9 protein-coding genes are annotated in these 12,225 nt (G+C 43.2%); 6 read left to right on the top strand and 3 right to left on the bottom strand.

The window, feature by feature from the left end:
* Positions 1-16: 16 nt before the first annotated feature.
* The 4 genes from AB4407_RS10775 to AB4407_RS10760 all read left to right on the top strand — a co-directional run bounded on the left by AB4407_RS10775 (position 17) and on the right by AB4407_RS10760 (position 4,564).
* A complete protein-coding gene (locus AB4407_RS10775; RefSeq protein ID WP_372120544.1) occupies positions 17-334 on the top strand; it encodes a hypothetical protein in 318 nt (105 codons plus the stop codon).
* A gap of 227 nt (positions 335-561) precedes the next feature.
* A complete protein-coding gene (locus tag AB4407_RS10770; protein WP_372120543.1) occupies positions 562-876 on the top strand; it encodes a hypothetical protein in 315 nt (104 codons plus the stop codon).
* A 35-nt stretch (positions 877-911) separates the two neighbouring features.
* Positions 912-1,760, top strand: coding sequence for a sulfurtransferase (locus AB4407_RS10765; RefSeq protein WP_372120542.1), 849 nt, complete (start codon positions 912-914; stop codon positions 1,758-1,760).
* A gap of 503 nt (positions 1,761-2,263) precedes the next feature.
* On the top strand, positions 2,264-4,564 hold the full coding sequence (locus AB4407_RS10760) for a putative bifunctional diguanylate cyclase/phosphodiesterase (RefSeq protein WP_372120541.1): 2,301 nt from the start codon (positions 2,264-2,266) through the stop codon (positions 4,562-4,564).
* A 48-nt stretch (positions 4,565-4,612) separates the two neighbouring features.
* On the opposite strand, the gene AB4407_RS10755 is transcribed toward AB4407_RS10760, so the two are convergent.
* Positions 4,613-5,611 (bottom strand): sugar-binding transcriptional regulator, encoded by a 999-nt coding sequence (locus tag AB4407_RS10755; protein ID WP_372120540.1) that lies wholly within the window; start codon positions 5,609-5,611, stop codon positions 4,613-4,615.
* A 459-nt stretch (positions 5,612-6,070) separates the two neighbouring features.
* Here AB4407_RS10755 and tal point away from each other — a divergent pair, with 459 nt between their 5' ends.
* Positions 6,071-7,021 (top strand): transaldolase, encoded by a 951-nt coding sequence (tal, locus tag AB4407_RS10750; RefSeq protein ID WP_372120539.1) that lies wholly within the window; start codon positions 6,071-6,073, stop codon positions 7,019-7,021.
* A gap of 90 nt (positions 7,022-7,111) precedes the next feature.
* Positions 7,112-9,103 (top strand): transketolase, encoded by a 1,992-nt coding sequence (gene tkt / locus AB4407_RS10745; protein WP_372120538.1) that lies wholly within the window; start codon positions 7,112-7,114, stop codon positions 9,101-9,103.
* A gap of 104 nt (positions 9,104-9,207) precedes the next feature.
* Here the strand turns inward: tkt and AB4407_RS10740 are convergent, their stop codons facing one another.
* Together AB4407_RS10740 and AB4407_RS10735 are read right to left on the bottom strand one after the other, a co-directional pair.
* Positions 9,208-10,770: a methyl-accepting chemotaxis protein gene (locus tag AB4407_RS10740; RefSeq protein WP_372120537.1), complete on the bottom strand. Its 1,563-nt coding sequence runs from the start codon at positions 10,768-10,770 to the stop codon at positions 9,208-9,210.
* A gap of 204 nt (positions 10,771-10,974) precedes the next feature.
* The gene (locus AB4407_RS10735; RefSeq protein WP_372120536.1) at positions 10,975-12,075 is read right to left on the bottom strand and encodes a GGDEF domain-containing protein; all 1,101 of its coding nucleotides are present in this window, start codon (positions 12,073-12,075) and stop codon (positions 10,975-10,977) included.
* Between the last annotated feature and the right edge of the window lie 150 nt (positions 12,076-12,225).

The following is a 12,225-nucleotide window of genomic DNA, read 5'->3' as shown; positions in this document are numbered from 1 at the left end:
CCCTCAAGCGTACAAAATGGATGAACTCGTAATCCCTGATGGTTTCGATTACAACTCTGTAGATCAATTCGACCTCAGTATTGATATCAGTAACATCTCAACCGATCGTTCGTTTGTATCTGTATATAGCCGATTTACCACAAGAACAGATTCAACCTACAAGCCGGATTATTCAAGTAAGGTCATTGGCGGCCCTTTAGACAACGGAACATTCACCTCCAACTTTGCGGCGCCTTTAAGCGAAGATACTCTGTTGATCGAAATCTGGTTTTATGACGGTCAAGCACCGCTACAACAAGTCGTTGCAAGTAACGACTCACAAATCACTTGGTAAACGTAAAGGAATGAAAAGCGCTGAGTTCACTTAGACAATGGCTAAATTCAGTTGGAGTTAGGCAGCAGTCTCGAAGTCAAAAGTCAAAAGTCAAAAGTCAAAGCATAAAGGTGAGCAATGAGGCTCACCTTTTTATTTGGGCGCTATTTCAATTTTCAGTACTGGTTATGTTCACTTTATCGAAAGCCTGTCTTATCTTTTAAAGATGACTTTCAAAGGCTTACTTTATGAAACAGTTGAAAATAGGATTCGTTATATTGTCGATTGGTATTGGGCTACTTTTATTTCTCACCTATTTCCCGATGACATCTTCTACCGGAGAACGCATTGAAGCCACAGTCATCTCCAATACGCTCACTCAATCCCTAGACGGACATAGGCGCTACCTCACGGTTGAAACTCAAGACAACGAAATATTTCGCGTTTCCATTCCACCAACAATAGACTGCCCTCTTGATTCTGTGGTCGTGCTTGATACATTAAACAATCAAATAACCGGACAAAGCAGCTATCAGTTCATCCACTGCCGGGCTGCGCCTTAGTCGCCGATATAACAACAAGAATGGATATAAGAAGAATGAATCAGCCACTCATTTCACCAGAACAACTTCAACAACGTTTGCTAGAAGAAGACAATATTGTAATCCTCGACGCCAGTATCGAATTTCAGATCCCAAGTGAGTCAGAAAAGATCAAAGGGCAAATGATTCCTGGAGCTATTCGTTTCGACTACGATAAAGACTTTTGTAACAAGCACACTCTGCTCCCTCACATGTTCCCGACCGAAAAACACTTCAATACACGCGCACAAGAAATTGGTATCAATCAAGACAGTACGATCGTGGTTTACGATAACTCAGGAACTTTTGCCTCGCCTCGCGCATGGTGGATGTTTATGGCAATGGGACATAACAACGTTTATATCTTAGATGGCGGTTTACCAGCATGGATAGATGCAGGCTACGTAACAGATACCGACTTCAAAACAACAGTGCAAACCGGCAATTTTGAAGGGAGTATTCAAGGCAACTATTTTGTAAACGCTCAGCAGATTGAAAGTTACTCAACCAGCAAGAGCGCGAACATTGTAGATGCGCGTTCTCAAGCTCGTTTCGATTCAGAAGTTCCTGAACCACGTCAAGGCTTACGTAGTGGCCACATCCCAAACTCAGTTTGCTTGCCGTTCGCTCAAGTCTTAAATGCAGGTAAATTGAAACCTAAAGAAGAGTTAGTTGACATTTTCTCGACCCTAAATTTAACCCCCTCTCAACCTATGTTCTTTAGTTGTGGTTCTGGGGTAACGGCTTGCATCATCTTATTAGCCGCTAAACTGGCCGGTTATTCAGGTGATATGGGTATTTACGATGGTTCATGGACTGAGTGGGGCGCGAATGAGAAGCTACCTATTGCCGTAACTAAAATGTAATTCAGCTTCGCTTAATGACACTGTTAGAATATACTGTGCATGCATACGGAGCTTGCTAAAGGCTATGGTTGCAATTCAGAACACTTAAGCATCTTATTGCTTAACACGCTAGGCACTTAATAGCTCAGGTGTTTAACGCAATTGTAACTTGAAGACGTAATCGCTCGAAGATGCAGTCGCTTGAAGACATGCTTACTTAACGATGCTGTTACTTAACTATGCAGTCACTTAACGACATAGTAATTTAGTGACTGAGTTAACGCTACCTCCGTGTAAAACCATACGATTTCTAGAAAAAACCGTGATTAACCATGGGTTAATTTTTACCATGTTTAAGAGTGTTAATATTTCACTCAAGAATCTCTGTTCGTAGCCGTTACACTATTTAATCATTGATATATTCATCTTTGATGTTTTTATGCCTCGTTGCATTAATCACACTGGCGATATAAACGTTTGTCACTTGCAGTCTGTTAAAAGTAGTCACCAACAAAAGGCATCTCATGGCTCTATTTAAGAAAAATATCTGGTCGCTGTACGCTCTGATCGTGCTGCTTACCCTGATACTTTTCAGCGCCTTTGGCATAACCAAGTGGCAATCAAACAGAGATGACTTTACTAAGCAACAACATATCCAAGTTGAGATCTTCTCTAGCTCAGTAAACTCTCTATTAACCAGCCAAGAAGCACTGCTTGAAGTGGTTGGACATCAGCTTGCTCAGCAGTCCGATTTTACCCGCACAGCTTCGATTCAAATTCGGCCAATCTTAGATAAACTGCTCGACACTCACCCCGCTATTGCAGCTTTTGGTTTGTTAAATCCTCAAGGGGATTACCTGTCAATCAGCTCAAACCTACAGCTGTCTGACCAATTTAATTTACTAGACCTCCCATACACCAAAGACTCATTTCTAGAGGCTGTATCTAGCGAAAAAATGGTTTTGGGGCGCACTTATTTCCATGATTCTCTTAACAGCCTCGTGATCCCATTGAGAAAATCCATTTCTATTGATGGCAAGAACGTTGATGCGGTCATGACAGCAGGCTTACGCTTAGACAGCACAATCTTGTTTGAAAACAATGCGCACGCAGGCAGTTACAACACGTTAACTCTACTTAGAACCGATAACTATCGTCAGTTTTTTTCTAGCGATATCGAGTCGCTAGACGCTTATTTGACACCGGTTAACAACGACCTGATGGCTCGCATTGCCAAAAGCTTTTCAGAACAAGTGAGTGTCAGCGTCGAAGATGCTAAAACGGGCAAATACACGTATTCTTTCTGTAACGATGACGGCGCATTCCCATCACTCGTTAGCGCTAGGTACATTCCAGACTACAAACTTTGGGTTGTCGGCCGAACAGACCTAGGGCACGTTGATGGTATATTCGCAAAAGAGTTCGGCGCTCTTTTCTTTGTTTTTATTATTCTTCAGCTTGGTTTCTACTTCTTAGTAAAGTCGATTGCCAAGAACGAGCAACGAACTCGCAGTCAACTGATTTACCAAGCCAATCACGATCCATTAACCTCTCTCCCCAACCGTTCATATATGCGCAAAAACATCGGTAAATGGATTGAAAATGAATCAAAGCCATTCTCGCTGCTGTTTATCGACATCGATAACTTCAAATGTGTTAATGATACCCATGGACATGACTTCGGAGACAAGGTGCTCAAACAAATTGCGTTACGTTTGATGCGGTTCCGCTCTCGAGTCAGCCTATTAGTGCGAGAGTCTAGTGATGAGTTCTTGTTTTTAACACCGCTGAGTAGTGAATCTGAAATTAAACGACTATCAGAACGAATTATTGACGTTCTCTCTCGGCCCTATGAAGTTGAACACTCTCAATTCTTGTTGGGCTGTAGCATAGGTATTGCTAGGTTCCCAGAACACGGAAAAGATTTAGATAGCCTGTTGCGCTCTGCCGACATTTCTATGTACAAAGCGAAACAGCAGCAAAACTCATACAGTATTTTCACGACTGAGATGCAAGACGCACACCTCTACAAAATGAAAGTAGAACAAAGGCTTCGTATTGCTATCGATAAACAAGCTTTATTTATGGTTTTTCAACCATTGGTTCGTGCAGATAAAAGCACTCACGGTGTAGAAGCGCTTGTGCGTTGGGTAGATGATGAACTGGGTTTTGTCCCGCCAGACGTATTTATTCCTATTGCTGAAAGCACAGGTTTAATGCAAAAACTCGGCACCTTTATTATTGAATCTAGTGTTATGCAAATCGCTCATTTACACCGAACGACGAACCAAAATATCGGATTATCGATCAATATATCAGTCCGTCAATTCTCGCATGCGTCGTTCTCCGATCACTTGTTCGCGACACTAGAGAAGTATCAATTCTCGGCGAGCAGCTTAACACTTGAGATTACCGAAAGCCTGTTTATTGAAGATGTAAACTTAGTAAAACCCATTTTCGAAGCCTTACATGAAAAGAATATTAAAATATCTTTAGATGACTTCGGTACAGGCTATTCATCACTGAGCATGTTGAAGGATCTCCCTATCGACGAGCTTAAAATTGATAAGAGCTTCATTGATAACATCGCAGTCGATCAACAGTCACTAACAATGGTCCAGAACATCATCGCTATCGGTAAAAACTTCGGTATGGTGGTGCTGGCAGAAGGCGTAGAATCAAACGAACACTTCGCGATTCTAAAAGCATGCGGATGTGACTTAATGCAAGGTTACTACTTCTCTCGTCCTATTCCTTACGATGAACTGTACGCGTATCTCTCCTCTCCAAAAATCATGGATAAAGAGTCAGAACCTATTCTTTAGCGAGAACAAAAAGGGAGCCCAAAACTGGCTCCCCTGTTTTGTATTCAGCTAATCATCTAACTCAGCATGTTTCAACTGCTCATCCAAGTTAAGTACCGTTAATGCATTGCTTACGCTGGTTGCAATTACATCGACCACGCCAGTTCTTAATGCGCCTAACAAAGCGAGTGGCTTACTGTTCTCGGCAGCGATAGCGATTACTTCGGCGATAGGACGGAACTCTTCCAAGCCTAAGCCGATGACTCGGTCGCTCATTACCGTGTTCGCTGCTTTGCCGTGTACATCAAAAAAGTCGTAACCCGCAAAGTCACCGACCACACCTTGTAATAAGCGAGACTGAACAACCTCACCCGCAGTAAACCAGCCTAGATCGACCATGTAGCTGTTTTCACTCATATCACCAATACCGACCAAAGCAACGTCGGCCTTTCTGGCTAGATCGAGCGTTTGCTTAACGGTACTATTTTCCATGAACGCGGTTTTTTGTGCTTTGTTTTCTGCATAAGCGGGCGCGTACAAGGTCTCAGACGAGCCTCCGTACTTTTTGGCTAGCTGCCTACATATATGATCGGCATTAAACATTCCGCCTCTTGGGTGAATGCCGCCAATACCACACACGAATTTACAGTCACGTGGCGTGATTACACCAGTGTGGTGAGCAACAGACGATACGTTTCGACCCTGCCCAACCGTTACCACCATGCCGTTTTTCAGGGTGCTCGTTAGGTAGTTAGAGACCAAACCCGCAACTTGGAGTCGTTGCTTCTCTTCATTCGGTTGATCTAATGCAACAAGCGCACGCTTCACACCAAATCGTTCGATCAAGCGTTGTTCTATCTTCGCACTGAATACTGGGTGGTACTTCACCGTGATCTCAACAATACCCTCGTCGCGTGCCTGCTTGAGCATTCGACCAACCTTTGCACGAGAGATAGAGAACTTTCTAGAGATCTCTTCTTGCGTAGCGCCATCTTGATAGTAAGCAACCGCGACTTCAGTGAGGAGATCAGTGTTTTCTTCGGAAACATCTTGGATATTCTTACTCATATACCACGCAACCTATATTTAACAATTATTTTACCTGCTTTGAGAACAAATGTTCGATGCGTCAGCAAGTGATACACAAGTTTACACCGCGAACATATGTAACGGCAAGGTTCATTTGCTCACTACGATAAACAAGGTTTTGATGTTGATTAATTCCCCTCCCTTTACTCGTTAAACGTTTGCTTGGATACCCCATGATTACTAGAGCGAAATATATTTGACTGAAGTCACCATACAGCACTATTTACCGTTGACTTTGGTGCTAGATCGGATAAATATGGCTACATCATTTACTCATCGAGCGATCAAATGTTCTGTGCAAATGTTCGTTCGGAGAAAAATTTAAATTAATGTAAGTTAAGCTCTCTGGTACAGCCACTGAGAACTTCATTAGTTAGCTTACAAATGCCCACACCTCTCATATTAAAGAGGTGTTATGCAATAGATAGGATGATCAAAATGAGCAATAAATTAGAGCAACTTCGTAAACTAACAACTGTTGTAGCTGACACTGGCGATATCGAAGCTATCAGCAAGTACACTCCTGAAGACGCAACAACTAACCCATCTCTAATTCTTAAAGCCGCTCAAATTGCTGAGTACGCACCTCTAATCGATGCTTCTATCGAATACGCTAAAGCGCAAAGCGCTGACAAAGCTCAGCAAGTTCAAGACACTTGCGACATGCTTAACGTAAACATCGGTAAAGAAATCCTGAAAGTTGTACCTGGCCGTATCTCTACAGAAGTAGATGCTCGCCTTTCTTACGATATGGAAGGCAGCGTTGCTAAAGCGCGTCAACTTATCAAAATGTACAATGACGCTGGCATCACTAACGACCGCATCCTTATCAAACTGGCTTCTACTTGGGAAGGCATCCGTGCTGCTGAAATCCTTGAGAAAGAAGGCATCAACTGTAACCTAACGCTTCTATTCTCTTTCGCTCAAGCTCGTGCTTGTGCTGAAGCTGGCGTTTTCCTTATCTCTCCTTTCGTTGGCCGCATCATGGACTGGTACAAAGCGAAAGAAGGTCGTGATTTCGAAGCTTCAGAAGATCCAGGCGTGATCTCAGTAACAGACATCTACAACTACTACAAAGAGCACGGTTACAAGACTGTTGTTATGGGCGCAAGCTTCCGTAACATCGGCGAGATCCTTGAACTTGCTGGTTGTGACCGTCTAACTATCGCCCCTCAACTTCTAGCAGACTTAGAAGCGGCAGAAGGCAAAGTAGTAGAGAAGCTTATCGACTCGAACGGCACTAAAGAGCGTCCTGCTCCAATGACGCATGCTGAGTTCCTATGGGACCACAACCAAGACGCAATGGCTGTAGAGAAGCTAGCAGAAGGCATCCGCAACTTCGCAGTTGACCAAGGCAAACTAGAAGACATGATCGCAGCTAAGCTGTAATCACTACATAATAAATAAGAGGAACGAATTTCGTTCCTCTTTTACATCTATCCACAAATTTTTTATTTCGAATCAATTTTGGAAGCAATTATGAACCGCAAACATTTAGCTAACGCTATTCGTGCACTCAGCATGGACGGCGTACAACAAGCAAATTCAGGCCACCCAGGCGCACCTATGGGTATGGCTGACATCGCTGAAGTTCTTTGGCGTGGCCACTTGAACCACAACCCGGCAAATCCAGAATGGGCTGACCGCGACCGTTTTATCCTGTCTAACGGCCATGGTTCAATGCTGATTTACTCTCTGCTTCACCTAGCAGGTTACGAGCTTTCAATTGAAGATCTTAAGAACTTCCGTCAACTGCACTCTAAGACTCCAGGTCACCCAGAGTACGGTTACGCACCAGGCATCGAAACAACGACTGGTCCTTTAGGTCAAGGCATCACTAACGCTGTGGGTATGGCGATGGCTGAGAAAGCGCTAGCAGCGCAGTTCAACAAAGAAGGCCACGACATCGTAGACCACTACACTTATGCATTCATGGGTGATGGTTGTCTGATGGAAGGTATCTCTCACGAAGCATGTTCTCTAGCGGGTACGCTAGGTCTTGGTAAGCTGGTTGCTTTCTGGGATGACAACGGTATCTCTATCGATGGCGAAGTGGAAGGTTGGTTCTCTGACGATACACCTAAGCGTTTCGAAGCTTACGGCTGGCACGTAATCCCTGCAGTAGATGGTCACGATGCTGACGCTATCAACGCAGCTATCGAAGCCGCTAAAGCAGATCCTCGCCCTACTCTAATCTGTACTAAAACAGTGATTGGCTTTGGTTCTCCAAACAAAGCAGGTACGCACGACTGTCACGGTGCACCACTAGGTGCTGAAGAAATTGCAGCAACACGTAAAGAATTAGGTTGGGAGCACGGTCCTTTTGAAATTCCGTCGGAAGTTTACTCAGAGTGGGATGCGAAAGAAGCAGGCGCAGCTAAGGAAGCAGCGTGGAACGAGAAACTTGCAGCTTATGAAGCAGCATACCCTGAGCTGGCAGCTGAATTCAAACGCCGCGTAAACGGTGATCTTCCTGCACAGTGGGAAGAGAAAGCAAACGCAATTATTGCTGATCTTCAAGCTAACCCAGCAAACATCGCATCACGTAAAGCGTCTCAAAATGCGCTAGAAGCGTTCGGTGCTATGCTACCTGAGTTCATGGGCGGCTCTGCTGACCTTGCACCTTCTAACCTGACTATGTGGTCTGGCTCTAAGTCTCTTGAAGCAAATGACTTCTCTGGTAACTACATCCACTACGGTGTACGTGAATTCGGTATGACGGCGATCATGAACGGTATCGCTCTGCACGGTGGTTTCGTACCATACGGTGCAACGTTCCTAATGTTCATGGAATACGCGCGTAACGCAATGCGTATGGCTGCTCTGATGAAAGTTCAGAACATCCAAGTTTACACGCACGATTCTATCGGCCTAGGCGAAGATGGCCCGACTCACCAACCGGTTGAACAGATCGCTTCTCTACGCCTAACGCCAAACATGAGCACATGGCGTCCATGTGACCAAGTTGAGTCTGCAGTGGCTTGGAAACTGGCTATTGAGCGTAAAGATGGTCCTTCTGCACTTATCTTCTCTCGTCAAAACCTTGCACAGCAAGATCGTGACGCAGAGCAAGTCGCTAACATCGCTAAGGGTGGTTACATCCTGAAAGATTGTGAAGGCAAGCCAGAACTTATTCTTATCGCAACAGGTTCTGAAGTAGAGCTAGCAGTTAACGCTGCTGCTGAATTAACTGCTGAAGGTAAGAAGGTACGCGTAGTATCTATGCCTGCAACTGACGCATTCGATAAGCAAGACGCGCAGTACCGTGAATCTGTACTTCCATCTGACGTTACAGCGCGTATCGCTGTAGAAGCTGGCATCGCTGACTTCTGGTACAAGTACGTTGGTTTCGGTGGCAAGATCATCGGTATGACAACGTTCGGCGAATCTGCACCAGCAGGTGAGCTATTCAAGATGTTCGGTTTCACTACTGAAAACGTAGTAAACACAGCAAAAGAACTTCTCGCTTAATCTTGAATAAATTGGCTCGACCTTAATTGGGTTGATACATACTGAAAGCCCCGCATGAAAGTGCGGGGCTTTTTTGTATTTCTAATTCAACCTAAAGTTAACGGCTATTTCTCTTCGAAACGCTTCGCCAAATGATAGAACTCATTCACTTGCTCTTTTAACTCAGTCGAGTGATCTTTCACTGAGTGGGTGGCAACCAAATTTTGCTCTGCGGTAGAAGCGATAGACTGCATATGCAAGTTTACTTCGCTCGATAGTTCACGTTGTTTATGAGCAGAGCTTTCAACAGATTGCATCAATTCATTCATCGATTGCATTAGGTTTTCAACTTCAGATAAGCGCTCTGCACTCACCTTCGCAACATCACCACACGCGTCTGTTTGGTCTCGGTTAGCCAGAATATCTTTTTGCCAGCCTTCAATCGTCGCCAGCATGGTATCGATGCTCGCTTTGATCTGAACCGTGGCCTTTGACGTTCGACCGGATAGTGCACGTACTTCGTCGGCCACAACCGCAAAACCTCGTCCTTGCTCGCCCGCTCTAGCCGCTTCAATCGCAGCGTTAAGTGCCAACAAATTGGTTTGCTCAGCAATTCCACCAATCTCTTCCATTATCTTGCTCACGCTTTGCGCTTGGTCGCTCAATTGGTAAGTCGTGTGCGTCGCTTTCTCCGCCTGAGATGCCAAATTTTCTAGGTTGCGATGGGTTTGATCAATGCTCTCTTTAGCACCGGCACAAGTTTGCAAGGTAACATCGACTATTTGGTGAGCTTCTTCTGTACGAGAAGAGACTTCGTTGGCGGTTACTTCAACCTCTTCAGTTGCTTCACGCACCTGAAGAATATCTTTTGTTTGCTGATCAAGCGCTTCAGTGACTTGGTATGACGTCGCATTAAGATTATCAGCTAAATCTTGCAATGGTTTCGCTGAGTCGGTCATACGACCTAACACAGTGCGGATTCGTGCAGACAGCAGTTTTAGGTGAAAATCGGCAACAGAGAACTGACTGTTACCTGAGTAAACAAGGCGACTGACGCTATCGAATTTAGATTGCAGTTTTTTCAACTGTCTTGGCGTATCAATAAGTTCTTGTCGGAAAAACAGTGCTAGGGCAGAAACAGGAAGAAGACTCAAGATCCACTGCGATGCTTGCCCTACTTCAACGAGATTTGAAATCAGAGGCGCAGCCAAAGAGCCTAGCAAAACAGCGTAACGAACACTGTCACTGATCTGTAGCGACCATTGGCGACCAGACCTTTCAGCCTTCAATAAGCCTTGATAAGCTTTATCTGCAATCTGTACCCATTCACTTTTGGGTTTAACTCGCACAGACTGGTAACCGCTCACCTCGCCGCGATCATAAATAGGAGTAACGTAAGCATCAACCCAGTAGTATCCACCGGATTTAGTTTTGTTTTTGACGATCCCGCGCCACGCCTTGCCCTGTTTTAGATTAACCCACATATCGGCAAAAGCCGCTTTAGGCATATCATCATGCCTAACAATATTATGGTTTTTCCCTAGTAATTCGTCTTGGTTGTATTCCGCAATACGGCAAAAAGCATCATTACTGTAAGTAATCACACCTTTAAGGTCAGTCGTAGAGACAAGTTGTTCATTTTCGCTTAAAAGCGTTTCACGAGATTGAGAAGGAGAGCTGGCTATCATTATATTAACTTTTGTTAACTATTATTGTAACCGAGGAATATATACAATTATTAAAGTTCTTACAAAATTCGAACGTAACATTTTGTGTAAATGATCACTATTTACACAAAAAGTTCAAATGCTCTACACCATTAATATGACGACGATTGTCCAACTGCAAAATGTGTTGAATTTTTGCGGCTAACTACAGACTCATTAACAGTCTCAAAGCGATGGGTAAAATTGATTTTTTCCCCTCGCTTTTGCTTGGTAGAGGTTTTTGTCTGCACAAACATACAACTCTTCAATACAGGTTACTTCATTATTTGGTTCTGAGAGACCGATACTCACCGTCACATCAATTGCTTTCTGATTGTAAATCACAGCACCTGACTCCACTGTTTTAATGATCCGTCCGGCAATATTCTTAGCATCCTGAAACGAGGTATTATCGAGTAAGATCGCGAACTCTTCGCCTCCAATCCTAGCAAATAGGTCTGTTTTTCGCATTAAGCACTCAATATTTCTAGCCAAACTAGTCAGTACATAATCGCCGGCTTGGTGCCCATAGTTATCATTAATTGCTTTAAAGTTGTCCACATCAATCATTAGCATTGAAACTGATTTATTTTCTCTTTCATTCATGGCTAACAGTGATTGAGAAATTTCAAAAAAATAACGACGATTGTATATATTGGTCAGGTTATCAACTGTCGAAAGTTGTTTAAACGCTTCGGCGCTTCTTTCTATCTCTTCATGAGCTAAAATACTATCCATCCGATTATTCAACATTGATTTCGACAATAATATCGTTGCAGGTATATATATTATTGAAAATATAACCAAGCTAATATGTTGATGCTCACCATAATAAAGCATGATAATCATTTGCGGTATCAACATAGAAAAGAAGAAAACAAGATACGCACGATATAATGATGACATTGAAAGCGCAGCAGCGGTTATAATACCAATAATGAGAACAAAGCTAACAAATTCAAACGGCTGAGGTGCATACTTCATTATTAGTAATGATGATGCCGTCCAAGTAATTGCTTGAAATATATTAAGAACTACAAACATTATTTCATTACGATTCAAACCATTCTGATTTAAAGTATTTAAATGAAATGAGAACGATTTCGCATTATAAAACCTTGACCATGCTAATAAAACTTGACTAAAAAACCAAAGACTTAAAACATGTATTGGAATAAATTTGAAAAAAATAGCTCCATAAGCAATAGATACAATAAGCATCGCAACCATTGCCCTAGGAGTCTGTTCAACGACATTTTTAATCAACCTAGGATGAACATTAGCCATTCCCACTCCAACCAATATACAATAACTCGAATATATGAACCTATTAACTATGATAAATAGACTAAAGCACTCAGTTAATATTAAAAAATAGTGTAGCTACCATTATACTTTCCGTCACTTTATCTGCAACCACCTGACTACAGGCACAAT

The sequence above is a fragment of the Vibrio sp. 10N.261.46.E11 genome, from assembly GCF_041472735.1.
GTDB lineage: Bacteria > Pseudomonadota > Gammaproteobacteria > Enterobacterales > Vibrionaceae > Vibrio.
The sequence above is the reverse complement of the archived record's forward strand: the minus strand, read 5'-3'. Positions and strand labels throughout refer to the sequence as shown.